The sequence below is a fragment of the Agromyces aurantiacus genome, assembly GCF_016907355.1.
GTDB lineage: Bacteria > Actinomycetota > Actinomycetes > Actinomycetales > Microbacteriaceae > Agromyces > Agromyces aurantiacus.
On record NZ_JAFBBW010000001.1, the window covers coordinates 3,661,382 to 3,683,536 of the forward strand.

25 protein-coding genes are annotated in these 22,155 nt (G+C 73.2%); 15 read left to right on the forward strand and 10 right to left on the reverse strand.

The window, feature by feature from the left end; all coding sequences use genetic code 11:
* Nucleotides 1-282 precede the first annotated feature (282 nt).
* On the reverse strand, nt 283-1,278 hold the full coding sequence (gene gap / locus JOD46_RS17270) for a type I glyceraldehyde-3-phosphate dehydrogenase (RefSeq protein WP_204395689.1): 996 nt from the start codon (nt 1,276-1,278) through the stop codon (nt 283-285).
* A gap of 167 nt (nt 1,279-1,445) precedes the next feature.
* Between gap and JOD46_RS17275 the strand changes: the two genes are divergently transcribed.
* On the forward strand, nt 1,446-1,931 hold the full coding sequence (locus tag JOD46_RS17275) for a VanZ family protein (RefSeq protein WP_204395690.1): 486 nt from the start codon (nt 1,446-1,448) through the stop codon (nt 1,929-1,931).
* A gap of 29 nt (nt 1,932-1,960) precedes the next feature.
* Here JOD46_RS17275 and JOD46_RS17280 read toward each other — a convergent pair whose 3' ends face one another.
* The 3 genes from JOD46_RS17280 to JOD46_RS17290 all read right to left on the reverse strand — a co-directional run bounded on the left by JOD46_RS17280 (nt 1,961) and on the right by JOD46_RS17290 (nt 5,476).
* The gene (locus JOD46_RS17280) at nt 1,961-2,908 is read right to left on the reverse strand and encodes a GlxA family transcriptional regulator (RefSeq protein ID WP_204395691.1); all 948 of its coding nucleotides are present in this window, start codon (nt 2,906-2,908) and stop codon (nt 1,961-1,963) included.
* A gap of 72 nt (nt 2,909-2,980) precedes the next feature.
* The gene (locus tag JOD46_RS17285) at nt 2,981-4,711 is read right to left on the reverse strand and encodes an MFS transporter (protein ID WP_204395692.1); all 1,731 of its coding nucleotides are present in this window, start codon (nt 4,709-4,711) and stop codon (nt 2,981-2,983) included.
* A 117-nt stretch (nt 4,712-4,828) separates the two neighbouring features.
* Nucleotides 4,829-5,476, reverse strand: a complete 648-nt coding sequence (locus JOD46_RS17290; RefSeq protein WP_204395693.1) for a TetR/AcrR family transcriptional regulator — start codon at nt 5,474-5,476, stop codon at nt 4,829-4,831.
* A 79-nt stretch (nt 5,477-5,555) separates the two neighbouring features.
* Between JOD46_RS17290 and JOD46_RS17295 the strand changes: the two genes are divergently transcribed.
* Nucleotides 5,556-6,617 carry an SDR family oxidoreductase gene (locus JOD46_RS17295; RefSeq protein WP_204395694.1) on the forward strand — a complete coding sequence of 354 codons (1,062 nt, stop codon included), beginning with the start codon at nt 5,556-5,558 and terminating at the stop codon, nt 6,615-6,617.
* Between the two features lie 4 nt (nt 6,618-6,621).
* Here the strand turns inward: JOD46_RS17295 and JOD46_RS17300 are convergent, their stop codons facing one another.
* On the reverse strand, nt 6,622-7,365 hold the full coding sequence (locus tag JOD46_RS17300; RefSeq protein ID WP_204395695.1) for a glucose 1-dehydrogenase: 744 nt from the start codon (nt 7,363-7,365) through the stop codon (nt 6,622-6,624).
* Between the two features lie 322 nt (nt 7,366-7,687).
* Here JOD46_RS17300 and JOD46_RS17305 point away from each other — a divergent pair, with 322 nt between their 5' ends.
* The gene (locus JOD46_RS17305; RefSeq protein WP_204395696.1) at nt 7,688-8,032 is read left to right on the forward strand and encodes a hypothetical protein; all 345 of its coding nucleotides are present in this window, start codon (nt 7,688-7,690) and stop codon (nt 8,030-8,032) included.
* Nucleotides 8,029-8,727, forward strand: coding sequence for a hypothetical protein (locus JOD46_RS17310; protein WP_204395697.1), 699 nt, complete (start codon nt 8,029-8,031; stop codon nt 8,725-8,727). Before JOD46_RS17305 ends, JOD46_RS17310 begins: the two co-directional genes overlap by 4 nt.
* Nucleotides 8,728-8,745: 18 nt before the next feature.
* Here the strand turns inward: JOD46_RS17310 and JOD46_RS17315 are convergent, their stop codons facing one another.
* Complete coding sequence (locus tag JOD46_RS17315; protein ID WP_204395698.1) at nt 8,746-9,606, reverse strand: NAD-dependent epimerase/dehydratase family protein; 861 nt, start codon at nt 9,604-9,606, stop codon at nt 8,746-8,748.
* A gap of 179 nt (nt 9,607-9,785) precedes the next feature.
* Between JOD46_RS17315 and JOD46_RS17320 the strand changes: the two genes are divergently transcribed.
* Nucleotides 9,786-10,223, forward strand: coding sequence for a hypothetical protein (locus tag JOD46_RS17320; protein WP_204395699.1), 438 nt, complete (start codon nt 9,786-9,788; stop codon nt 10,221-10,223).
* On the opposite strand, the gene JOD46_RS17325 is transcribed toward JOD46_RS17320, so the two are convergent.
* Together JOD46_RS17325 and JOD46_RS17330 are read right to left on the reverse strand one after the other, a co-directional pair.
* Complete coding sequence (locus JOD46_RS17325) at nt 10,224-10,775, reverse strand: hypothetical protein (protein WP_204395700.1); 552 nt, start codon at nt 10,773-10,775, stop codon at nt 10,224-10,226.
* An 80-nt stretch (nt 10,776-10,855) separates the two neighbouring features.
* The gene (locus tag JOD46_RS17330) at nt 10,856-11,344 is read right to left on the reverse strand and encodes a nucleoside deaminase (RefSeq protein ID WP_204395701.1); all 489 of its coding nucleotides are present in this window, start codon (nt 11,342-11,344) and stop codon (nt 10,856-10,858) included.
* A gap of 76 nt (nt 11,345-11,420) precedes the next feature.
* Between JOD46_RS17330 and JOD46_RS17335 the strand changes: the two genes are divergently transcribed.
* Together JOD46_RS17335 and JOD46_RS17340 are read left to right on the forward strand one after the other, a co-directional pair.
* Entirely contained in the window at nt 11,421-11,981 is a 561-nt protein-coding gene (locus JOD46_RS17335; RefSeq protein WP_204395702.1) for a hypothetical protein, read from the forward strand.
* Between the two features lie 98 nt (nt 11,982-12,079).
* Nucleotides 12,080-12,793: a hypothetical protein gene (locus tag JOD46_RS17340; protein WP_204395703.1), complete on the forward strand. Its 714-nt coding sequence runs from the start codon at nt 12,080-12,082 to the stop codon at nt 12,791-12,793.
* A gap of 247 nt (nt 12,794-13,040) precedes the next feature.
* Here JOD46_RS17340 and JOD46_RS17345 read toward each other — a convergent pair whose 3' ends face one another.
* Entirely contained in the window at nt 13,041-13,994 is a 954-nt protein-coding gene (locus JOD46_RS17345; RefSeq protein ID WP_204395704.1) for a 5'-3' exonuclease, read from the reverse strand.
* A gap of 182 nt (nt 13,995-14,176) precedes the next feature.
* Here JOD46_RS17345 and msrB point away from each other — a divergent pair, with 182 nt between their 5' ends.
* From msrB to JOD46_RS17380, 7 genes are all read left to right on the forward strand, one after another.
* The gene (msrB, locus tag JOD46_RS17350) at nt 14,177-14,656 is read left to right on the forward strand and encodes a peptide-methionine (R)-S-oxide reductase MsrB (RefSeq protein ID WP_204395705.1); all 480 of its coding nucleotides are present in this window, start codon (nt 14,177-14,179) and stop codon (nt 14,654-14,656) included.
* Nucleotides 14,653-15,198, forward strand: a complete 546-nt coding sequence (msrA, locus tag JOD46_RS17355; protein ID WP_204395706.1) for a peptide-methionine (S)-S-oxide reductase MsrA — start codon at nt 14,653-14,655, stop codon at nt 15,196-15,198. The genes msrB and msrA overlap by 4 nt, the downstream gene beginning before the upstream one ends.
* 30 nt (nt 15,199-15,228) lie before the next feature.
* Nucleotides 15,229-16,275: an FUSC family protein gene (locus JOD46_RS17360; RefSeq protein ID WP_204395707.1), complete on the forward strand. Its 1,047-nt coding sequence runs from the start codon at nt 15,229-15,231 to the stop codon at nt 16,273-16,275.
* 74 nt (nt 16,276-16,349) lie between these two features.
* Entirely contained in the window at nt 16,350-17,057 is a 708-nt protein-coding gene (locus JOD46_RS17365; protein WP_204395708.1) for a DUF8692 domain-containing protein, read from the forward strand.
* A gap of 33 nt (nt 17,058-17,090) precedes the next feature.
* The gene (locus JOD46_RS17370; protein ID WP_204395709.1) at nt 17,091-17,666 is read left to right on the forward strand and encodes a winged helix-turn-helix domain-containing protein; all 576 of its coding nucleotides are present in this window, start codon (nt 17,091-17,093) and stop codon (nt 17,664-17,666) included.
* A complete protein-coding gene (locus JOD46_RS17375) occupies nt 17,663-18,196 on the forward strand; it encodes an SRPBCC family protein (protein ID WP_204395710.1) in 534 nt (177 codons plus the stop codon). The genes JOD46_RS17370 and JOD46_RS17375 overlap by 4 nt, the downstream gene beginning before the upstream one ends.
* A complete protein-coding gene (locus JOD46_RS17380; RefSeq protein ID WP_204395711.1) occupies nt 18,193-18,810 on the forward strand; it encodes an MBL fold metallo-hydrolase in 618 nt (205 codons plus the stop codon). The genes JOD46_RS17375 and JOD46_RS17380 overlap by 4 nt, the downstream gene beginning before the upstream one ends.
* Nucleotides 18,811-18,826: 16 nt before the next feature.
* On the opposite strand, the gene JOD46_RS17385 is transcribed toward JOD46_RS17380, so the two are convergent.
* Nucleotides 18,827-19,045 (reverse strand): hypothetical protein, encoded by a 219-nt coding sequence (locus JOD46_RS17385; RefSeq protein ID WP_204395712.1) that lies wholly within the window; start codon nt 19,043-19,045, stop codon nt 18,827-18,829.
* A gap of 148 nt (nt 19,046-19,193) precedes the next feature.
* Between JOD46_RS17385 and JOD46_RS17390 the strand changes: the two genes are divergently transcribed.
* A complete protein-coding gene (locus JOD46_RS17390) occupies nt 19,194-22,118 on the forward strand; it encodes an aminotransferase class III-fold pyridoxal phosphate-dependent enzyme (protein WP_204395713.1) in 2,925 nt (974 codons plus the stop codon).
* Nucleotides 22,119-22,155: the final 37 nt, after the last annotated feature.

Consider the following 22,155-nt stretch of genomic DNA (forward strand, 5'->3'; position numbering starts at 1 on the left):
TGAACGCACCCAGCCGACGCACGTTCACGGCACGATCGGGGCAGTCATGTCAGCGTGGCCTCATGTGAGGCCGCGTTCACATGAGCCGATCGGACGACATCGCCCGCGGAGCGGTTCCCGGCGCCGGCGCCGGCGCAGGCGCCGGAAGGACGCTCCCACGGGAATGCGATCGCGCCGGCGGGGGCTCCACTCCCCCACCGGCGCGATGTCGGTGCCGGCCGGCCCGGGGTACCGCCCCCCGGGCCGACCGGAGTCGGTGCCGACCGGAGCCGGCGAGCGCGGTCAGCCCGCGAGCAGCAGCAGCGAGTCGATCACGCGGTTCGAGAAGCCCCACTCGTTGTCGTACCAGGCGACGACCTTGACGTGCTTGCCGTCGACACGGGTCAGCTCGCTGTCGAAGATCGACGAGTGCGGGTTGCCGACGATGTCGCTCGAGACGAGCGCCTCGTCGGAGTACTCGAGCACGCCCGCCAGCGGACCCTCGGCCGCGGCGCGGTAGGCGGCGAGGATCTCCTCGCGCGTGACGTCCTTCGCGACGGTCGCGTTGAGCTCGACGATCGAGCCGACCGGCACGGGCACGCGCATGGCGTCGCCGTTGAGCTTGCCGTCGAGGTTCGGCAGCACGAGGCCGATGGCCTTCGCGGCGCCGGTCGAGGCCGGCACGATGTTCTCCGCGGCGGCGCGGGCGCGACGCGGGTCGGCGTGCGGGGCGTCCTGCAGGTTCTGGTCCTGCGTGTACGCGTGGATGGTGGTCATGAAGCCGTGCTCGATGCCGGCGAGGTCGTCGAGCACCTTCGCGAGCGGCGCGAGTGCATTGGTCGTGCAGGAGGCGTTGGAGACGATGACGTGCTCGGCGGGGTCGTACGCGTCGGTGTTCACGCCGTAGGCGAGCGTGACGTCGGCGCCCTTGGCGGGAGCGCTCACGAGCACCTTCTTCGCACCGGCGGCGATGTGGGCTCGCGCGGCCTCGGCGTCGGTGAAGCGGCCGGTCGACTCGAGCACGATGTCGACGCCGAGCTCGCCCCACGGCAGCTTCGCCGGGTCGCGCTCCGCGAGCACCTTCACGCGACGGCCGTCGATGACGAGGGTGTCGCCATCCACCTCGACCGAACGGCCGAACCGGCCGGCGACGGTGTCGTACTTGAGCAGGCGCGCGAGCGCGGCGGGGTCGGTGAGGTCGTTGACGGCGACGAGCTCGAGGTCGACGTCGCGCTCGATGAGCGCGCGGACGACGTTGCGGCCGATACGACCGAATCCGTTGACGGCGATGCGGGTCATGGCGGAGTGGTTCCTTTCTTTCCGCCGTCCACCTTCGTCGCGACGCGAGGCGGTTGGAAGTGGCCTGAGCGACAGCATGCGCAAGGATCTCGCCACTCCGCCCTCGAAGCCGCCGCACTGTGGACGCAGAGGGGGCTCTGAGGCATGATTCAGGCAGAATCGAGATGATGAAGCGCATGCGCCCCTCCCGCAGAGCACTCGTGTTCCTGGTCCTGTACCTCGCACTCGTGCTCTGGGCGACCCTCGGACCGGTGCCGTGGTCGGGCCACGGCTACCAGTCGCCGAACGGCGTGCTCGACTGGCAGAACTGGCTCGAGCCCGAGACCTGGACCATCGGTCTCGAGAGCGAGATGTTCCTGAACGTGGTGATGTTCGTGCCGATCGGCGCCCTGCTCGCGTTCGCCCTGCGCGGCATGCCCGCCTGGGTTCCCGTCGCCGCGGCCTTCGGCACCAGCCTGGCCATCGAGCTCGCGCAGATCCCCATGGCCGACCGGATCTCCGACCCGCGCGACCTCGCCGCGAACGCCGGCGGCGCGCTCATCGGCATCGTCATCGCCCGCATCGCCGACGGTCTGCGCATGGCCTTCGCCCGGCCGGCGGCGCCGCAGGAACGCGCCGCGACCGAGCGGCGCCTCACCACCACCGCTCGATAACCACCGGGGCAAGGGCGACCGCGCGCCGTTCAGGCCGCGAACGTGTGCCGGTACTCGCTCGGCGACGTGCCGAGGATGTGCTGGAAGTGCAGCCGCAGGTTCGCGCCCGTGCCGAGCCCCACACGGTCGGCGATCTGCTCGACGCCGAGGTCCGTGCGCTCGAGCAGCTCACGCGCCAGGTCGATGCGGGCGCGCAGGATCCACTGCATGGGCGTGTAGCCCGTGTCATCGACGAACCGCCGCGAGAACGTGCGCGGCGAGACGTTCGCGTTGCGCGCCAGGTCGGCCAGCGTGAGCGGCTCCCCGAGGTGCTCGAGCGCCCACTGCCGGGTCGCGGCGAACACGTCGCCGAGTGGTTCGGGCAGCGCGCGCGGCACGTACTGCGCCTGGCCGCCACTGCGGTACGGCGCCGCGACGAGGCGGCGGGCGGCGTGGTTCGAGACCGCGACGCCGTGGTCGCGCCGCACGAGGTGCAGGCAGAGGTCGATGCCGGATGCCGCGCCCGCCGATGTGAGCACCTGCCCCTCGTCGACGAACAGCACGTTCTCGTCGACCCTGACGAGCGGATGCCGCGCCTGCAGCGCGCGCGTGTAGTGCCAGTGCGTCGTGGCCCGCCGCCCGTCGAGCAGGCCGGTCGCCGCGAGCGCGAACGCGCCCGTCGAGATCGCGGCGATGCGCGCACCCCGGTCGTGCGCGGCGAGGAGTGCGTCGACCACCGCGGCCGGCGGGTCCTCCCGGTCGGGGTGGCGGTAGCCCGGGATGAAAATCGTCTCCGCCCACTCGAACGCCTCGAGGCCGTCGGCCACGTGGTACGAGAGCCCGTCGCCGCCCGTGACCGGTCCGGGCTGCGCGCCGCACACGCGCACCTCGTACGGCATGCTCGCGCGCGTGGTGAAGATCTGCGCCGGGATGCCGACGTCGAGCGGCTTCGCGCCCTCGAGCACGAGTACCGCGACGCGGTGATTCCGTCGTGTCATCCGCCCCTCCGCCGGTCGGTCGTGGTCGGGACCGCCATGGCAAGGATGCCACTGATCGCAAGGATCGTGCACTCAGTGGCGACGGCCGCCCGCGGCCGCGGGCGCGGGCGACGCCGGGCGCTCCGGCAACCACGACGCACTGGCGAGGTCGAGCGCCTCGACGAACGCCGCGTCGAACGAGCCCGGAGGGCGCGCGAAGTCGCCGCGCGCCCGCGCCCGCCGTCGCTCGAGCAGGTAGGCGCCGTGCGCGTACCCGGGGATCCGGCTGAGCCCGCTCGCCCGGTCGAGGCGCACGTCCTCCACGCCCGGACCGTAGAGCCGCGCGAGCGGACCGCCGAACCAGTCGCCGAAGAAGCCCCAGCGAGCGGGGTACCAGAGGTTCGTCCATCGCACGAGCGCGAACGGCGCGGCCTCATGGAGCGCGCGCCGGCCGTCTCGGCGACGCCACAGCAGCGAGAACGGGCGCTGCGACGCGGCGGTCGCGGCAGCGCCGGCGGGAGCCGGATTCCTCGGCTCGGTGCTCGGCGGGCAGGTCACGATCTCGCGCCGGCCGACGCGCCGGTCGAACTCGCCGAGGTCGCGCGTGTACAGCTGCTCGGCGAAGTTCATTGGGCTGCCGAACGTGACGAGGTCGGTGATGAGCCACGGATGGTCGGCCGCGCGCAGTCGACCCCAGAGCTCGCGCTGCGCGCTGCGATACTCCGCGCGAGGGCCCGCGAGCGCGGCCCACGCGCGCCGGGCGCGCCGGCGACCCGGCCGTGGTTCCCACGCCTCCGCGAGCTGCCCGGCGGCGGCCTCGAGCCGGCGCAGGTCGTCCGCCGAGGCCGGCGCCGCGCGCCCCGTGACCGTCCACAGGTACGAGATCGCGTCGTAGGCGACGTAGGAGCCCAGGCTGTGCGCGACCACGATGATGCGCGAGTACCGTCCGCTGGACTGGAGCCCGTCGAGCAGGTCGACGACGCCCTTGCGGATGGCGTGGCGCACCTCGTACGACCGGGGCGAGGTGTCGAGGTAGCGGACCACGTCGACGAAGCTCTTCACGAGCCATCCCGGCAGCACCCGGCTGATCAGGTAGGCCACGATCGCGATCGCCGAGGCGCTGCCGACGAGGATCTCGGCGACGCTCGGCGCGCCGAGGGCGTCGCGCAGCGGCGGGAAGGCGATGAACCCGTACGCGAGGGCGGCCGCGGCCAGCCAGACGATCACCCAGAGGCCGAGCAGGCCCGGCGGCACGCTGCGCCCGAGCACGAACCCGAGCCCGAGCACCGTCGCCCCCACGAGGACCCAGCCGCTCGCCTCCGCCCCGCCGCCCGGCGGCGCCCAGTACCCGGAGGCCCAGGCGATGCCCACCGCGAGCGCGACCACGAAGCCCAGCGCCGCGACGGTCATCGGGATCCCCGTCACCGGGAACATCATGCGGCGGAACGTGGGCCACAGGTCGTCGAGCCGGTTGCCGGTCATCAGGTAGGCCCAGTGGTACTCGTAGAGGTCGGTCTGGACGTCGAAGGGCTCGCGAACACCGTCGTGCTCGGGCGAACGCGGGATCACGTGCACGCGCGACTCGAACGCGTCGCGGATGCGGGTCGGGCGCGAATGGAACGGCTCGCCGTTCGTGATCACCTCGCTGAACGCGTTGAGCGTCTCGACCGGGCGCTGCTCGCCCATGCCGTGGATGACGACGACCGCCTGCCGGTGGTAGGCCGGGCGGGCCGCACCGGGCGCCGCACCATCCGTCCCGGCCTGCGCGCCCGCCGCACCCGCGTCCGCGCCCTCGGTTGCGTCGTCCTCGACCGACTCGCCCATGGCATCCCCCTGTCGCCGAGCCCGGGTCGCGCGCATTCTCCACCCGGGCGAAGCGGGTCGGCATCAGGGCTGGCACTGATGCGCGTGGGTCACCGCTCGGCCGGCATCGCGCCTAGGTCAGCCGCGACGCGGCCACCAGCCCGGCATGAGCGTCCCGATCCGAGCGGCGGATGCCGCGGCATCCGTCTCGTCGCCCATCGCCCAGGTCTCGATCGCCCCGACGAGCCCGCCCGCGATGAAGGCCGCCGCCTCGTCGATCGCGGCGTCGGCGACGGGCGCGCCGGGCACGCGCTGGGCGCGCCACACCTCGAGCGCGATCCGCGCGCGCCGCCGCATCCGCTCGTCGAGCGCGGCCCGGAACACGCCGCGGCTCGTCGAGCCGAACAGCGCCCGGTACCCGGCCCGCTCGTCGGCGACGTGCACGAGCACGCGCCGGAGGGAGTCGAAGTAGCGCTCGGCGACGTGCTGCGGGGTCTCGACCGCCGGTTCGACCGCGACGGCGGTGAGCTGGTCGAGGTCCTGGGTGAACACGGCGAGCGCGAACGCGTGCACGCTCGGCGCGTGTCCGTAGAAGGTCGTGCGGTGCACGCCCGCCTCGCGGCACAGCGCGGCGACCGAGATCTCGTCGAGCGGCGCGTGCTCGAGCAGGCGCACGAGCGCCTCGGTCAGCGCCGCGCGCGTGCGGAGCAGGCGCGGGTCGTCGCCCGCGGGCGGGAGGCCTGCGGCCGGTGCGCGGGTCGGCCCCGCGGCATCCGCTCGGCTCATGCCGTCACCCTATCCACGCGCGCACGCGAGCGCGGCGCGCGGGCCGGAGCGGCGGGTAGAGTCCGAGCGTGGGGAGCGCATGAGCGGCGAACTGGTCGTGGTCACCGGCGGAACGGGCTTCGTCGGCATCCACTGCGTGCTGCGGCTGCTGGCCGGCGGCGGCGGCGGGACCAGCGGCGACGGCGACGACGCCCCGCGCGTGCGCGCGACCGTGCGCGACGCCGCCCGCGCCGACGACCTGCGCGCGCTCGTCCGGCTCGGCGGCGGCGACCCCGAGCGTGTCGAGGTGGCCGCAGCCGACCTCCTCGACGACGCCGGATGGCGCGACGCGCTCGCCGGCGCGACGCACGTGCTGCACGTGGCCTCCCCCTTCCCGGCGCGGCAGCCGAGGGACGAACGTCGGCTGATCGAACCCGCTCGCGACGGCACGCTGCGCGTGCTGCGCGCGGCACGCGACGCGGGTGTGCGTCGCGTCGTCGTCACGTCGTCGTTCGCGGCTGTCGGCTACGGGGCGCACCCCGGCCGCCCGTTCACCGAGGACGACTGGACGGACCCCGACCGGCCCGGCCTCACCGCGTACGTGCGGTCGAAGACGCTGGCCGAGCGCGCCGCGTGGGAGTTCGTCGACCGCGAGGGCGGCGGCCTCGAACTCTCGGTCGTGAACCCTGTCGGCGTCTTCGGCCCGGCGCTGGGCGCGGACCTCTCGAGTTCGCTCCTGCTCCTGCAGGTGCTGCTCGACGGGCGGATCCCCGCCGTGCCGCGCGGCAGCGTGAACGCCGTCGACGTGCGCGACGTCGCCGACCTGCACGTGCGCGCGATGCGACATCCGGATGCCGCGGGCGAGCGGTTCCTCGCCGTGTCGGGCGACGCGTTCACCTACGCCGAGCTCGCGGCCCTGCTGCGCGCCGAGCTCGGCCACGCCGCGCGGCGCGTGCCGACGCGGACCATCCCCGACTGGGTGATCCGCGCCGGCGCGGCGTTCAGCGCCGACCTGCGCGGGCTCGTCGCCGACCTCGGCTCGCGGAAGGACGCCTCGCACGACAAGGCCGCGCGGGTGCTCGGCTGGGACCCCCGGCCGCGCGAGGAGGCCGTGCTCGCGTCGGCGCGGAGCCTCATCGAGCTCGGCCTCGTCCGCGCGTAGCGGCTCAGCTCTCGTAGTGCGCGAGGCCCGCGGTCTCGCCGCCGTCGGCGACGAACTCGGCGCCGGTCGAGAAGCTCGACTCGTCGCTCGCGAGGAAGAGGACGAGGTTCGACAGCTCGATGGGCTCGCCGACGCGGTGCAGGGCCACGTGGTTCTGCGGGGTGTCGAGGTCCTCGGTCATCGGCGTGCGGATGACGCCCGGGTGCACCGAGTTGACGCGGATGTTGTAGCGCCCCAGGTCGAGGGCCGCGTTCTTGGTGAGTCCGCGCACGCCGAACTTTGCGGCGTTGTACCCGGGCAGCGCCTCGTAGCCCTGGAGGCCCGCGGTCGACGAGATGTTGATGATGGACCCGGCGCCCGACTCCTTCAGGGCGGGGATGGCCGCCTTGATGCCGTAGAAGACGCCGGTGAGGTTGATGTCGATGATCTTCTGCCAGGCCTCGATCGTGTACTCCTCGATCGGGCCGAAGTTGGCGATGCCGGCGTTGTTCACGACCACGTCGAGCCGCCCGAACGCCTCGGTCGCGGCGGCGACGGCCGCCTCCCACTGCGCGTAGTCGGTGACATCCAGGTGGACGTACTTCGCGTTCTCCGCGCCGAGCTCGTCGGCGAGCGCGCTGCCCTCGTCGTCGAGCAGGTCGCCGATGACGACCTTCGCACCCTCCTGGACGAGCAGTCGCGCGTGCGACGCTCCCATGCCCCGGGCTCCGCCGCTGATGAGCGCGACTTTTCCGCTGACTCGTGCCATGCGATGACTCTCCTTGTCGTTCGGGAGGTCGGCATCGCGGCTCGGATTCGTGGAGCGGGTCTCGGTGTCGACCTCGGCGTCAGGCTTCTAATCTACATCTGTCGAATAGCGGATGGCTGGGCGTGCGCTGTGCATCCGGGGCCACGCATCCGGAGGGCGACCACCCGCTTGTGATCCCTCCGTGACCGTCGTGACCGGATCGCAATCGTCGTGATCGGATCGCAACCGTCCACGGCGGCATCCGCGGCGATCCGCTGCGCCGCGCACGGGAGGATGACATCAGACCCGCCGGTCGCGCGGGCTCGAGGAGGGGGCACGCCGCATGTCGGCCATAGCGCGCCATCCCGCCTCGCCCGAACCGCCCGCGGACCCGCCCGCCCTGCGCGGCCCGCTGCGCGTGCTGGGACTCGTCTCGCTCGGCCTCGGCGCGGTCGCCGCGGCGGTGGCCTTCGTCACCCCGCTGCGCTCGCCGGCGGCGACGGCCGCGCTCGCCGCCCTCGCCATCGCCGCGGTCGCGCTCGCCGCGCTCGTCCAGGCGGGCGCACGACGCACGGGCCGACGCACGAGCGGCCCGGCCACCGCCGGGTTCATGCTCGGCGTCGCGGCACTCGGCATCCTCGCGGTCTCGTTCGTTCCCGCCGCGCTCGGACTCGGGCTCTCGGCATGACCGGGCCAGGCGGCGCCGCCCGGGAGGTGCTCCCCGCGCCCGACTCGGCCCGCGAGGTGGGCTGGGCACGGGCCGCCGCCGTCGTCTCGCTCGGTCTCGGCATCCTGGCGCTCGTCCAGCTCCGGTGGACCCTGCTCCTCGACCTGCCCGGCCTGGTGTGGCTGGCCGCGCTCGCGGTCGCCGCCGTGGTGCTCGGTCTCCTCTCCCGGCGGTGGTCGCGCCGCGCGCGACGCAGGACCTCGGCCATGGCGATCGCGGGGATCTGGCTCGCCTCGGCGTCGCTGTTCCTGGGCATCGTGCCGACGGCGGTCATCACCGTGCTCGCGGAGCGACCCGCCGACGATCCGGTGACGCCGTCCGAGTCGGCCCGCGCGCTCGACACCGAACAGCGAGCACTCGAGGAGGCGGCCGCCCTCGCCGAGGACCGCCTCACCCGGCTCGCCGAGGACGACGCCGCGGCCGAACCCGACGCCGGCGCCGCGACCTACCCGCCCCGGCTGGCCGTCACGACCGACGGCGACCTCCTGCTCACGCTCGACGGCGACGTCCTCGCCGAGCTCCCGTACGGCGCTCGCGTGGGCTACCAGACCTTCGCCGACCAGCAGCACTTCGAGCTGGTGCTCACCGGGTCGCTCGGCGCCTCGGCGGAGGTCACCGACCAGGCGTCGACGCCGACGCCCTCGCCGTCGCGCTGAGCGGGCTCGCGGCCCGCCTCAGGCGTCGCGCCATCCGTGCTCGGGCTCGAAGCCGAGCTCGGTCCGCGCCCGCTCGATCGAGAACAGCGACTCGTGCTCGCCGAACTCGCGGCGCAGTTCCACGCCGGGGAAGAACTCCGCCACGAGCTCGCTCGTGGGCCGCGACATGACGGTGTCCGCGTTCGCGATCACGTAGGCGCGGGCCCCCGCGACCTCCGCTTCGAGCGCTCGGCGCACCGACTGGGCGGCGTCGCGCACGTCGATGTACCCGAATGCGTTGAAGAGGCGCGACGCCGGATCCACCTCGAATGCGGCGAACTCGCCGTACCGATCCGGGTCGATCACGTTCGAGAACCGCAGCGCGACGAACGGGATGCCCGACCATGCCGAGACGTGCTCGGCCATGGTCTCGCCGAGCACCTTCGACAGCGAGTACGTCGACGTCGGCCGTGGGTAGTGGTCCTCGTCGAGCGGGAGGTACCACGGCTGGTTGCCGGGCCCGAAGTCGAGGCCGAGCGTGGTCTCGCTCGACGCCCACACCACGCGTTCGACGCCCGCCTGCGCGGCCGCGAGGAACACGTTCGAGTTCATCGCGTTGTTGACGTTCAGCGTGCGGGCGGGCGTGAAGATCGTCGGCGCCGGGATCGCGGCGAGGTGCGCGACGGCGTCGACCCCGCTGATCACCTCGAAGGCGTCGCCGAAGTCGGTGAGGTCGGCCTGCGTGTACACGAGGTCGGGCCGCGACCAGCGCGCCGGCAGCAGCGGCGACGGCGGCACCACGTCGGTCGCGAGCACCTCGTAGCCGTGCTCGAGCAGGTCGTGCACGACCGCACGCCCCGCGAGTCCCGAGGCGCCGGTGACGCAGATCCGCTTCGACATGTGCTCCTCCTCGGCGCGCGGTCGGGTGCGCTCGCTGTCGGATGCTACCGCCGACCGCTGCGCCCCGCCGCCGCCGCCGTGCCGGAGATCGGCCGGTTCGCAGGACCGGATCCGCGGATCGATCCGGGATGACGGTGATCTCCGGCGAAACGGATGGCGCCGCCTCGTACGATCGAGGCATGACCGACCCGGCCGAGCGCGACGACCGCGACCACCCCGACGGGCACGTCCCGACACCCTGGTGGCAGGACCAGACCGACGTCGGCGGCATCGGCATGGCGCGGTTCTTCGCGTGGGCCGGGCTGCTGCTCGGCGTGGGCGCGCTCGGGATCGCGCTGTTCGCCCCGCTCGAAGGGCAGGCCCTGCGCACCGTCTGGCTCGCCGGCTTCGGCACCGCGGCGATGTGGGTGCCGTGGATGGCGGTTCCCCGCTACCGGCGCGAGGGCGTCCGGGTGTCGTGGGTGGTGCCCGTCGCGATGGGGCTCGGCGCCCTCGCGATCCTCGTCGCGATCTACGCGTTCGTCGTCATCGCCGCGGCATCCTCGGGCCTCATGCTGCCCGCGCCCGAGTACTGGCTGCCGCCGGCCGCACCCGGCGCCCCCGGCATCCCGACCTGATCAGGGCTGCGCCGAGGGCCGGTTGAAGTTCGCGATGGAATCCTCGGCCGCGTCGCGCGAGACGGTGCCGAACTCCTGCCACTCGGGTTCGCCGATCGTGCCGCCGAGGATGCACTCGCTGCCCGCGGCATCCACGAGGTCGGCCGGGCGATTCCCGTCGTCGACCTCGATGTAGACGAACCACTGGCCGTCGTCGCGCTGCAGCACCGTGGCGTCGGCGAACGGCGCGTACTCGAGGAGCCCGAAGTCGCCGGGGTAGTAGGCGTACGTCTGGGCACGGCACAGCGCGTACGCGTCGATGGCCTCGAGCGGGTGGTCGCCGCCGGCTCCCGTCGGGGTGTCGGATGCCGGGGGCATCTCGCTCGCCGTCGCGGCCGGCGTCGTCGCGGCCGGCGTCGTCTCGGCGGGTGGGGCGGAGGTCGCGGGCGCCGGACCGCCCGGGGTGCAGCCGGTCAACGCCAGGAGCAGGACGACCGCGCCGGCTCCGGCGACGGCCAGGGCACTCCGGCGCCTCGTCGAGGTGGGTCGGACGTCGCGACGCATCGGTTCCATGCGGGCGAGGCTACTCATCCGACGCCTGCCCGGGATCAGGGCGCGCCCCGGTCGTCGACCATGCGACGGTGCCGTGCGCCTCAGACCCAGAACCCCGCGTGGACGTCGGCGGCCTCGGGAAGATCGGCGGGCCCCGCGACGACGACCGGCCGCCCGCCGCGGGCGAAGACCTCGCGAGACGGGAGGCTGAGGGTCGGAACGCCCTCCTGCTCGGCGACGATGTCGCGCAGACCCGACTCCGACAGCGCGAACACCACCCGCGAGATGCCGCTCCAGTAGATCGCGCCCGAGCACATGGCGCACGGTTCGGTGCTCGTGTAGAGCGTGCTCGCGGCGAGTTCGTCGGCATCGAGTTCGGCCGCGGCGAGGCGCACGACGTTGGTCTCGGCATGCCCGGTCGGATCCCGCCCGGTCACCACGGTGTTCATCCCCTCGACGACCCGGCCGTCGGCGGACACGACGATCGACCCGAACGGGTGGTCGCCGCGGTCGCGCGCCCGCCGCGCCAACTCGACGCATCGACGAAGGTGCACCACGTCGTGCTCGGTCACCTGCTCGAGGCCGTCCATGCGCCCATTCTGCCGGGGCTGCATGGCCTGTGGATGACTCGCCGCGGCTCGATCGCGATCCCCTACGGTGGACGGCATGCCCCGCACCCCGCGCCGCATCACGGCGCTCCTGCTCGCCGGCGCGACGCTCGCGACGCTCGCCGCGTGCGCGCCGGCCGAGCCGGAGCCGACCGCCGCGCCCACCTCCCCGTCGGAGACGGCGGACGCGCCGGTCTTCGCCTCGGACGAGGAAGCGCTGGCGGCGGCGGTCGCCGCGTACGAGGCGTACTTGGTCGCGAGTGACGCCATCACGGCTGACGGTGGGGAGGGAGTGGACAGGATCGATGGAGTCACGTCTGCAGAGTTCGCAAAGATGAGCAAGACGGATTTCGCAGCCTTCCGTCACGCTGGCCTCCGTACGGAGGGGGCGACAGCCATCGATTCGCCCCGCCTGATCGAGGTGGCGGACAACGCGCAGGCTGTCTCGTTCTACGCCTGCCAAGACGTGTCAAGCGTGCGCGTCCTCAACTCTGCACAGGAGGATGTCACTCCCTCGGACCGAGATCCACGGCTCCCTCTGGTCATCGAGGCCGTCGCTGAGGGGCCACAGTTGGTCATCGATGGGAATCAGGTGTGGTCTGGCGACGACTTCTGCTGACCGCGGCTCTCTCTGTTGGAGCACTTAGCCCCCTCAGCACAGGAGAGTTCTGTAGTCCTGCCATGCACTCGGCCGGGATGTGCGGTGTGACGGGGTCAGTGTCCACCGACGAGGTCCAGCTCGAGGCGGGTTACGAATCCGTCTCTTCGGGCCCGAAGACCGCGAACAACGACCCCGCCGACGGGTACACGCCGGAACTCGTCGGCGACGAGAACGCGAGCAGCGCCGAGCGACCGACCGCCCCACCCAGCGACATCTGCAGTCCGACGAATCCGACCGAGTGCGCGTTCACGGGTGCGGAGCCCGAACCGCCCGCCGCGGGCGAGCCGACGGTCACGCTGCGCGACATCGCGTCGTTCCGGCCCGTGGCGCCGGAGACGGCGATGCAGCCCGACGGCTGGGCGGTCGTCGGGCTGCCGGCGAACTTCGTGACGGAGGCTGCGGTGCAGACGCGGGCGGGCACGCTGCTCGGGCGGTCGGCCGAGGTGCGGTTCCACCCCGTCGGCTACCGGTGGACGCACTCCGACGGGTCGGTCGTCCAGGCGTCGGTGCCCGGCGCGAGGTGGGAGGAGCTCGGGCAGGCGGAGTTCAGCGAGACGGCGACGAGCCACTCGTATGCGGAGTCGGGCGAGTACACGGTCGGGCTCTCGGTGGTGTTCGTCGTCGAGTACCGGTTCGACGGATCGGCGTGGCGGTGGATCGACGGGACGCTGGTGGTCCTCGGCGCACCGCGCGAGGTGCTGGTCGGCGAGTTCGACACCGTGCTGGTCACCGGCGACTGCACCGTGGCGCCGAACGGCCCGGGCTGCTGAGTCCGCACCGCGCAGGATCTCGGCTTCCCTGGATCCCGCGCCCGCGCAGTCTCGGCGTTCGCTGGATCATCTGCGGGCGCGAACCGGGTGGAGAAGTATTCGGCGGATACCTTTCCACCCGATTCGAGCAGCGGATGGCCCGAGCGACCGCCGCGAGCTCGGGTCGCCGGAGCGAGTCCGTCCGCGCGGCCGCGGCCGTCGGCGGGACCGGCGCGCAGCCAGCCGACCGAGCGGCTCGCCGCGGCCGTCAGGTGCGGTCGAGCGCCGCGAGCACGCGCGGCACCGAACCCCCGAGGTTCCACTCGTCGGCGAGCGACTCGATCGCGGCGCGCGCGTCGCCGGTGACCGGCGCGAGCCGGGCGCCGAGCTCGTCGGCCGACGGCAGGTCGAGCGTCCGGACCACGTTCACGACGGTCGGCGCGACCGCGAGGTAGTCGTGCGCCCCGGCGAGCTTCGCGCGCATCGTCGCCGACATGCGGGGCGCCGCGTCGGTCACGTCGGGATCGCCCGACGCGACCACGAGCATCGCGTCGAGCGAGCCGAATTCGCCGAGCAGGCCCGCGGCGGTCTTCTCGCCGATGCCCGCGACGCCCGGCAACCCGTCGGAGGTGTCGCCGCGCAGCGTCGCGAAGTCGGCGTACTGCGACGGCTCGATGCCGTACTTCGCGACCACCCACTCGTCGGTCACGAGTTCGAGCCTGCTCATGCCGCGTGCGGTGTAGATCACACGGACACCGGCGTCGTCGTCGACGAGCTGGAACAGGTCGCGGTCGCCGGTCACCACGTCGACCGGCATGCCCGCGTCGGTCGCGAGCGTGCCGATCACGTCGTCGGCCTCGTGCGCCGCGACGCCCACGACCGGGATGCCGAGCAGCCCGAGCACCTCGCGGATCATCGGCACCTGCGCCTCGAGCGGGTCGGGCACCTCCTCGACGTCGGGCCCGCCGGGCACGACCTCCTCGACGCGATGCGCCTTGTAGCTCGGGATCAGCTCGACGCGCCAGTGCGGGCGCCAGTCGTCGTCCCAGCAGGCGACGACGTGCGTCGGCTCGAAGTCGGCCACGAGGCGGGCGATCATGTCGAGCAGGCCGCGCACCGCGTTGACCGGCGTGCCATCCGCTCGCTTCAACGAATCGGGCACGCCGTAGAAGGCGCGGAAGTACAGCGACGCGGTGTCGAGCAGCATCAGGCGATCGGGCATGTGGCGATCCTCCCATCCCCCGCCGACGCGCTCACAGCGAACCCACAGCCGACGGGCGCATCCTGCGGAACACTCAGGGCGCCGGCGCGGTTCTTCCCTGTGGACGCTCGCGTAACCGGCTCATCCGGTGTCGCGACATCCGGAGGGCGGCCCACCCGGCGCCGCTCGGAGAAGGAGCAACCGTGTCACACGACTACCGCAGGACTCCCGAGGCGCTCGACCGCCTGACCCCGCTGCAGCGCAAGGTCACGCAGGATGACGCGACCGAGCCCGCGTTCCGCAACGAGTTCTGGAACAACCACGAGCCCGGCCTGTACGTCGACGTGGTCTCGGGGCAGCCGCTCTTCGCGAGCGTGCACAAGTACGACAGCCGATCCGGCTGGCCGAGCTTCACGCGCCCCATCGACGACGACGCCGTGACCGAGCACGTCGACCGCTCGCTGTGGATGAAGCGCGTCGAGGTGCGCTCCTCGGGCGCCGACAGCCACCTCGGCCACGTCTTCGACGACGGCCCGGCCGACCAGGGCGGCCTGCGCTACTGCATCAACTCCGCCGCGCTGCGTTTCGTGCACCTCGACGACCTCGAGGCCGAGGGCTACGGCGACTACCGGCACCTGTTCACCACCAGCACTACGACCCCCGAGAGCGAGCACCGCGCATGACCACCCCAGGCACCATCGACACGCGTCCCGGAGCCGAGACCGCCGTCCTCGCGGGCGGCTGCTTCTGGGGCATGGAGGACCTCGTCCGCAAGCTCCCGGGCGTCATCGACACGCGCGTCGGCTACTCCGGCGGCGACGTGCCCAACGCGACCTACCGCAACCACGGCACGCACGCCGAGGCGCTCGAGGTCGTGTTCGACCCCGCGAAGCTGAGCTACCGCGAGCTGCTGGAGTTCTTCTTCCAGATCCACGACCCCAGCACGAAGAACCGCCAGGGCAACGACATCGGCCTGAGCTACCGATCGGCGATCTTCGCGACCAGCCCCGAGCAGTACGACACCGCGATCGACACGATCGCCGACGTCGACGCGTCGGGCATCTGGCCCGGACCCGTCGTGACCGAGGTCGCGCCGGCCGGGGCGTTCTGGGAGGCCGAGCCCGAGCACCAGGACTACCTCCAGCGCATCCCGTGGGGGTACACCTGCCACTTCGTGCGCCCCGGGTGGCGCCTGCCGAAGCGCGACGCCGCCGAGGCGAGCTGACGCGGCGGGGCGCCCGCTAGCGTGGGAGCCATGCGGTTCTCCCAACGGTTCCGCGCGACCAGGCGGGCGCCTCTGCTGCAGGTGCTGAAGTCGGCCGTCGCCACGGTGGCGGCCTGGCTGCTGGCGGGCTGGCTCATCCCGGGCCAGCTGCCGGTGTTCGCCGCGATCGCCGCGCTGCTCGTCGTGCAGCCGAGCGTGAACCAGTCGCTCGGCAAGGCGATCGAGCGCAGCGTGGGCGTGATCGCGGGCGTCGTGATCGCGTCGCTGCTCGGCCTCGCATTCGGGCAGGCGAGCTGGGTGATCCTCGTCGCCATCCTGGTGTCGATGATCGCGGCCTGGGCGGCGCGCATGACGACGCCGACGGCGAACCAGGTCGCGATCAGCGCGATGCTCGTGCTCGCGCTCGGCGGCACCTCGCCCGAGTACGCGTTCGACCGCATCGTCGAGACGCTCATCGGCGCCGCGATCGGCATCGTGGTCAACGCCCTGATCGTGCCGCCCGTGCTGGCGGCCCCGGCGCGCGACCAGCTCGCCGCGCTCGGGCGCGAGCTCGCGGCATCCGTCGATCGCCTCGCGGCCGCGCTCGAGACGCCGCAACGACGGGCCGACCTCGATGCGCTCATGATCGAGGTCCGCCTGCTCCGGCCTATGCGCGAGGCGGCGGATGGCGCGATCGCCGACGCCGAGGAATCCCTCACGCTGAATCCGCGCCGGTCGGCCCACCGCGACGACATCGCCGAGCAGCACCGGCTGCTCGAGCGCCTGAGCCCCATGGTCACGCAGGTCATCGGGATGACGCGCGCCTTCGTCGACCACTACGACGACGACCTCGCGGGCGAGCCCACCGTGCGGGCGATCGCCGAGCAACTGCGCCGCGTCGCGCACGACATCCGGCTCGCCGTGCACCTCGCCGACGTCGCCCCGGAGCCGGTGACCTCCGCGATCCCGGCGCTCACCGCGCCGCTCGTCGTCGCGGCGCCGAAGTCCGACCACTGGATCCTCGTCGGTTCGCTCATGGAGGACCTGCGCCGCATCCGCGACGAGCTCCTCGAGGACGAGCCGCCCGCGCCGGTCTGACCAACCCGCCGCGGTCGCGGCGCGAGGCTGTCAAGGGGCTTCTGCCGAGGCGCCGGGGCGCCTACGTTCGCGGGATGGTCCGATCAGAGGAACCCCCGTCCGTCGCGGTCGCCCACGGCATCGCCCGCACGCCGGCACCCGTCTACGTCGCCGTGATCGCGCCCGTCGTGATCGCCGTGATCGCGGCGGCGACGCAACCGTGGCTGCGGCCCACCGACCTGGTGCGCGACAGCCAGGCCGTCGCGGTCGCGCACGGCGACGCGAACACGGCGTACGGGCTGCTCTCGAACCTAGGGATCGTCGCGATCGCGATCGCGAGCGGCGCGGCGCTGGTCGGATGGCTCGCGACGCGCGGCCGCGGCGAGGCGCTCGGCGCGATGCTGGGCTGGAGTGCCGCGCTCGGCCTCGTCCTGGCCCTGGACGACCTGCTGCTCCTGCACGAGACGGCGACGCTCACGCCGTGGGCGGGCGCGACGTTCGTCGCGGCCTACGGCGTCGGGTTCCTCGTCTACCTCGCCCGCTTCCAGGAGGTGATCCGCGAGCGGCTCGACCCGGGCCTGCTCCTGCTCGCCATGGCCGCGTTCGGCGGCTCCGCCATGGTCGACCTGCTGCTCTCGCCGACGCAGGCGTCGGTCCTGGTCGAGGACGGCACGAAGCTGCTCGGCATCGCGGCGTGGTCGGCGTTCGTGGTGCGTGCGAGCCTGACGGCGCTCGTCGAGCCCGCCCCCAGCCCGACCGAGGCCAGGGCCGCGGCCACGACCGCCCTTCAGTCCAGCCCTTGACAATTTTTCCTGTCAAGGCGTAGCGTTCCGGATGTGGACGACCTCCGAGTACTCGCCGATGCCGCCGCCGTCGAAGCGGCGCTCGATCCGGCGCGGGCCGCGATCCTCGACGCGCTCGCGGAACCGGGCTCGGCGGCCACCGTCGCCGCGGCGGTCGGGTCGACCCGCCAGAAGGTCAACTACCACCTGAAGACGCTCGAGACCCACGGACTCGTCGAGCCCGTCGAGGAGCGCGCGTGGGGCGGGATCACCGAACGCGTGGTCCGCCGCACGGCCCGCCACCTCGTGCCCTCGCCCGGCGTGCTGCAGCTCGGACCCGTCGACCCCGAGGCGGTCTCCGACCGGCTCTCGACCGCGTACCTCATCGCCGTCAACGCGCGAGCCGTCTCCGAGGTCGGCGGGATGACCGACGACGCGGGCGCGGGGACGCGCGTGCCCACGCTGACCATCGACACGGTCATCGGCTTCGCCACGCCGGCGGATCGCGCCGCGTTCGCCGCCGAACTGCAGACCGCGATCGCGGGCCTGGTCGCGCGCTACCACCACGACGACGGGCGACCGCACCGCCTGACGGTCTCGTCCTACCCCCGACCGAAGGAGTCATCATGAGCGGGCCCGACCCGGCACGGCGCACCGAGCACCGGATGGAACGCACGTACCGCGTGGTCGCCACCCCGGAACAGGTGTGGGAGGCGATCGCGACGGCCAAGGGCATCTCGTCGTGGATGGCGCCGACGCGGCTCGACCCCCGCGTCGGCGGCGAGGTCTCGTTCGACTTCGGCCACCTCACCTCGACCGGGGTCGTCACGGCGTACTCGCCTCCGGAGCGGTTCGCGTTCGAGGAACCGTGGCCCCTCGCCGAGCGGCCCGAGGACGTCGACCCCGGCATGGCCGGGTGGCTCGCGTCGCTCGGCGTCCCACTCGACGCCGCGTGCGAGGCGCTCGGGGAGGCGTCGCCGGTCGCGACCGAGTTCCTGGTCGAGTCGGAGTCGGGCGGCAGCTGCGTGATCCGCGTCGTCACCAGCGCGTACGGCGGCAGCGCGGACTGGGAGCGGGAGTTCTTCGCCGAGATGGCGGCGGGCTTCGCACCGATGCTCGAGCGCCTCGCCTCACGGTTCGCGGTCGGGGTGTCGAGATGACGCGCCCCGTCACGGTCACGCCCGTGCTCGTCGCCGACCTCGACATCGAGGGCGAGCGGATGCCGGTCCACGTGCACCTCGTCGACCATCCCGACGGGCGCGTGCTGGTCGACACCGGCATGACCGAGGTCCACCCGGCGCTCTCCGACTTCGTCGCACGCGTGTACCCGCTCGACACGCTGGACCTCGACCTCGCCGGCATCGACCTCGTCGTCAACACGCACCTGCACGCCGACCACTGCGGCGGCAACCGGCTCTTCCCCGGCACGCCGATCCACGTGCAGCGCACGGAACTCGACGACGCCCGATCCGGTCCCGACTACACCATCCCGGAGTGGGTGGACGCGCCGGGGGTAACGTACGTGCCGGTCGACGGCGAACTCGAGCTGCTGCCCGGGCTCCGGCTCGTCCCGGCGCCCGGCCACACGCGCGGCTCGCAGATCGTCGTGATCGAGACCGCCGATCGTCCGGTCGTCATCGCCGGCGACACCGCGGTGTGGTTCGGCGAGCTCGACGAGCCCACCACCGAAGGCCAGCGACTCATTCGCGCCCTCGATCCGCAGCAGGTGTGGCTCGCGCACACGGACGACCCCTGGCGCCCGCCCGCGAGCTGACGGAGACCCCGACCACTCAGGCCAGCAGGTCGCGGACCGCCTCGCCCCACTCGAAGCCGCAGTCGCGGCAGTCGAAGATCGGCGCCTCGGCGTGCAGGCCGGTCGCCGCCACGTCGGCCTCGACCTCGAGGTCGAGCGGCCCGTAGACGATGACGCGCACCGCGGCGGAGCCGCAGCGCAGGCAGGGCTCGTCGAGCACGTCGGGCTCGAGCGTCGGATGCATCGGGTTCGTCATGCCGATCACGGTAGGCGAGTCCGCCGACATCGTCCGAAGGCCGTCCGCGCGTCGCCCCGACGGTGGACGAACGGCCCGCCGATCGACACGACGGCGCTCGGCCCGCGGCATCCGCCCTCGTTAGGGTCGTTGCGGAAAGGGGTGCGCCATGACCGGCTCCGCGGAAGCCAGGGGCTTCGACTTCTTCTCGGCGGGCGAGCTGCCCGCGCCGAACCTGCCCGCCGACGAGGTCGCCGGGATCGTCCGCGACCGGTGGGGACTCGAGGTGGAGCTCGACCCGCTGGGCAGCCAGCAGGACCAGAACTTCCTCGCGCGCGACGCGTCGGGCATGGGCACCCCCGTGGGCGTCGTGAAGATCACGAATCCCGCGTTCACGGCCGACGAGCTCGCCGCGCAGGACCACGCGGCATCCCGCATCGCCGAGGCGTCGCCCGAGCTGCGCATCGCGACCACCACCCGGGCCCCCGACGGCACCCCGCGCTCGGTCGTCGCCGACACGAGCGAGGGACCTCTCGCCATCCGCCTGCTCGAGTACCTGCCGGGCGGCACGCTCACGGGCGGCGCGCACCTCTCCCCCGCGGTCGTCGCGCGCATGGGCGAGCTCGCCGCGCACGCGAGCCTGGCCCTCGCCGGCTTCGAGCACGCCGGCCTCGACCGCGTGCTGCAGTGGGACCTCCGTCACGCCGACCGCGTCGTCGGCCTCCTCGCGCACCACCACCCCGATGCGGCCAAGCGCGCGCGGGTGACGGATGCCGCGGCCCGCGCCTGGACCGACGTGCAGGCCGTCGCGGCCGATCTTCCCCTCCAGGCCGTGCACCTCGACCTCACCGACGACAACGTCGTGTGCACGACCGAGCACGGCGTGCGCACGCCCGACGGCATGATCGACTTCGGCGACGTCACCGCGAGCTGGGCCGTCTCCGAGCTCGCGATCACGATCTCGTCGGTGCTGCACCACGCGGGCGCGGAGCCCGCCTCGGTACTGCCCGCCGTCCGCGCGTTCCACGCCCTGCGTCCGCTGTCGGCCGCCGAGGTGCGCGCGCTGTGGCCGCTGGTCGTGCTGCGCGGCGCGGTGCTCGTGGTCAGCGGCGAGCACCAGGTGCAGATCGACGGCGGAGCGAACGCCTACGCGGCCGCCGGCGTCGAGCGCGAGTGGCGCATCTTCGAGCAGGCGGTCTCGGTGCCGTCGGCCGTGATGACGGCGATGATCGCCGACGCGCTCGGCGTCGACCTTCCGACCGGTGCTCGAGGAGGCGCGGCGGAGGCGGCCCGGATCGAGATCTCGCCCGGGTTCGACTCGGCCCGAGCCGTCCGCCTCGACGTCTCGATCACCTCCGACGACGTCGACGGCGGCGCGTGGCTCGAGGCCGACCTCGAGGAGCGTCTGGCGTTCGCCGCGCTCGACGCGGGCGCGCCGGCGGCCTGGCTCGAACGCGGCACCCCGCGCCTCAGCGCGAGCCGAATCCGCTCGGCCGTATCGTCCGCGACGATCCCGACCGGGGTCGACGTGTGGTTCGCCGAGGCGCAGCACCTCGCCGCCCCGGGCACCGGGCTCCGGCTCGTCGTCGAGGGCGCCGACGGTGCGACCATCCTCGACGGCACGGTCCCCGCTCGCACGCGCGCGCGCATCCGGCTCGAGGCCGCACCCGACGGCGTGCGCGTTCCGCACCTCGTGCGGCCCGAGTATGCGGCAGGTTGGCTCACGCTCACCGCGGACCCCGCAGCCGGGATGGGCCTCGAGACGCGGCAGGCCGAGCCGGGCGCTCCCGGACCGGCCGGCTTCGAGCACGACGCCGCCGCGCTCGTGGAGCGCCGCGACCGCGCGTTCGCCGAGGTGCAGGAGCACTACTACGCCGCGCCGCCGCGCATCGAGCGCGGATGGCGCGAGCACCTGGTCGGCACCGACGGCCGCGTGTACCTCGACATGGTCAACAACGTGACCCCGCTCGGGCACGGGCATCCGAAGCTCGCCGCGAACGTCGCGAAGCAGCTGCGCACGCTCAACACGAACTCGCGCTTCAACTACGGCGCCGTCGTCGAGTTCTCCGAGCGCCTCGCGGCGCTCGCACCCGAACCGCTCGACACGGTCTTCCTCGTGAACTCCGGCTCGGAGGCGACCGACCTCGCGATCCGCGTCGCGATGGCCGCGACCGGACGGCGCGACATGGTGTCGCTGCTCGAGGCGTACCACGGCTGGACGTACGCGTCCGACGCGGTCAGCACGTCGACGGCCGACAATCCGAACGCGCTCGCGACGCGACCCGACTGGGTGCACGCGCTCGACGCGCCGAACCCGTTCCGCGGGCGCCACCGCGGCGCCGAGGCGGCCCGCTACGCGCCGGAGGCGGCCGAGCGCATCCGCGCCCTGGCCGCCGATGGCCGCGCGCCCGCCGGGTTCATCGCCGAGACCTTCTACGGCAACGCCGGCGGCATCCCGTTGCCCGACGGGTACCTCGCCGAGGTGTACGCGGCGGTGCGCGAGGTGGGCGGCCTCGCGATCGCCGACGAGGTGCAGGCCGGGTACGGCAGGCTCGGCCGGTGGTTCTGGGGGTTCCAGCAGCAGGGCGTCGTGCCCGACGTCATCGCCGTCGCCAAGGCCGCGGGCAACGGGTACCCGCTCGGCGCGGTGATCACGACGCGCGAGATCGCCGCGCGCTACCGCACGCAGGGGTACTTCTTCTCGTCGACGGGCGGCAGCCCCGCCTCGAGCGTCGCGGGGATGACGGTCCTCGACGCGTTCCGCGACGAGCGGCTCCAGGAGAACGCGGCCGACACGGGCGCGTACCTGAAGGGCCGGCTCGAGGCGCTCGCGGAGCGGCATCCGCTCATCGGCGCCGTGCACGGCCTCGGGCTGTACCTCGGCGTCGAGTTCGTGCGCGACCGCGCGACGCTCGAGCCCGCGACCGAGGAGACCGCGGCGATCTGCGACCGCCTGCTGACGCTCGGCGTGATCATGCAGCCGACCGGCGACTTCCAGAACGTGCTGAAGGTCAAGCCGCCGCTCGTGGTCTCGCGCGAGAGCGCCGACTTCTTCGTCGACATGCTCGACCGGGTGCTCGCCGAAGGCTGGTGACGCACCCCGCCGGCTCGCACAGCACGGATGACCGCAG

Bases quoted from the DNA above. Each gene is read 5' to 3' on its own strand.
- msrA (WP_204395706.1), top strand. From the start codon at position 14,653: ATGACCACCCCAGGCACCATCGACACGCGTCCCGGAGCCGAGACCGCC.
- JOD46_RS17310 (WP_204395697.1), top strand. From the start codon at position 8,029: ATGACCGGGCCAGGCGGCGCCGCCCGGGAGGTGCTCCCCGCGCCCGAC.
- JOD46_RS17360 (WP_204395707.1), top strand. From the start codon at position 15,229: ATGCGGTTCTCCCAACGGTTCCGCGCGACCAGGCGGGCGCCTCTGCTG.
- JOD46_RS17335 (WP_204395702.1), top strand. From the start codon at position 11,421: ATGCCCCGCACCCCGCGCCGCATCACGGCGCTCCTGCTCGCCGGCGCG.
- JOD46_RS17300 (WP_204395695.1), bottom strand. From the start codon at position 7,365: ATGGCACGAGTCAGCGGAAAAGTCGCGCTCATCAGCGGCGGAGCCCGG.
- JOD46_RS17275 (WP_204395690.1), top strand. From the start codon at position 1,446: ATGAAGCGCATGCGCCCCTCCCGCAGAGCACTCGTGTTCCTGGTCCTG.
- JOD46_RS17285 (WP_204395692.1), bottom strand. From the start codon at position 4,711: ATGGGCGAGTCGGTCGAGGACGACGCAACCGAGGGCGCGGACGCGGGT.
- gap (WP_204395689.1), bottom strand. From the start codon at position 1,278: ATGACCCGCATCGCCGTCAACGGATTCGGTCGTATCGGCCGCAACGTC.
- JOD46_RS17315 (WP_204395698.1), bottom strand. From the start codon at position 9,606: ATGTCGAAGCGGATCTGCGTCACCGGCGCCTCGGGACTCGCGGGGCGT.
- JOD46_RS17365 (WP_204395708.1), top strand. From the start codon at position 16,350: ATGGTCCGATCAGAGGAACCCCCGTCCGTCGCGGTCGCCCACGGCATC.
- JOD46_RS17325 (WP_204395700.1), bottom strand. From the start codon at position 10,775: ATGGAACCGATGCGTCGCGACGTCCGACCCACCTCGACGAGGCGCCGG.
- JOD46_RS17290 (WP_204395693.1), bottom strand. From the start codon at position 5,476: ATGAGCCGAGCGGATGCCGCGGGGCCGACCCGCGCACCGGCCGCAGGC.
- JOD46_RS17280 (WP_204395691.1), bottom strand. From the start codon at position 2,908: ATGACACGACGGAATCACCGCGTCGCGGTACTCGTGCTCGAGGGCGCG.
- JOD46_RS17385 (WP_204395712.1), bottom strand. From the start codon at position 19,045: ATGACGAACCCGATGCATCCGACGCTCGAGCCCGACGTGCTCGACGAG.
- JOD46_RS17390 (WP_204395713.1), top strand. From the start codon at position 19,194: ATGACCGGCTCCGCGGAAGCCAGGGGCTTCGACTTCTTCTCGGCGGGC.
- JOD46_RS17380 (WP_204395711.1), top strand. From the start codon at position 18,193: ATGACGCGCCCCGTCACGGTCACGCCCGTGCTCGTCGCCGACCTCGAC.
- JOD46_RS17330 (WP_204395701.1), bottom strand. From the start codon at position 11,344: ATGGACGGCCTCGAGCAGGTGACCGAGCACGACGTGGTGCACCTTCGT.
- JOD46_RS17295 (WP_204395694.1), top strand. From the start codon at position 5,556: ATGAGCGGCGAACTGGTCGTGGTCACCGGCGGAACGGGCTTCGTCGGC.
- JOD46_RS17305 (WP_204395696.1), top strand. From the start codon at position 7,688: ATGTCGGCCATAGCGCGCCATCCCGCCTCGCCCGAACCGCCCGCGGAC.
- JOD46_RS17375 (WP_204395710.1), top strand. From the start codon at position 17,663: ATGAGCGGGCCCGACCCGGCACGGCGCACCGAGCACCGGATGGAACGC.
- JOD46_RS17320 (WP_204395699.1), top strand. From the start codon at position 9,786: ATGACCGACCCGGCCGAGCGCGACGACCGCGACCACCCCGACGGGCAC.
- JOD46_RS17345 (WP_204395704.1), bottom strand. From the start codon at position 13,994: ATGCCCGATCGCCTGATGCTGCTCGACACCGCGTCGCTGTACTTCCGC.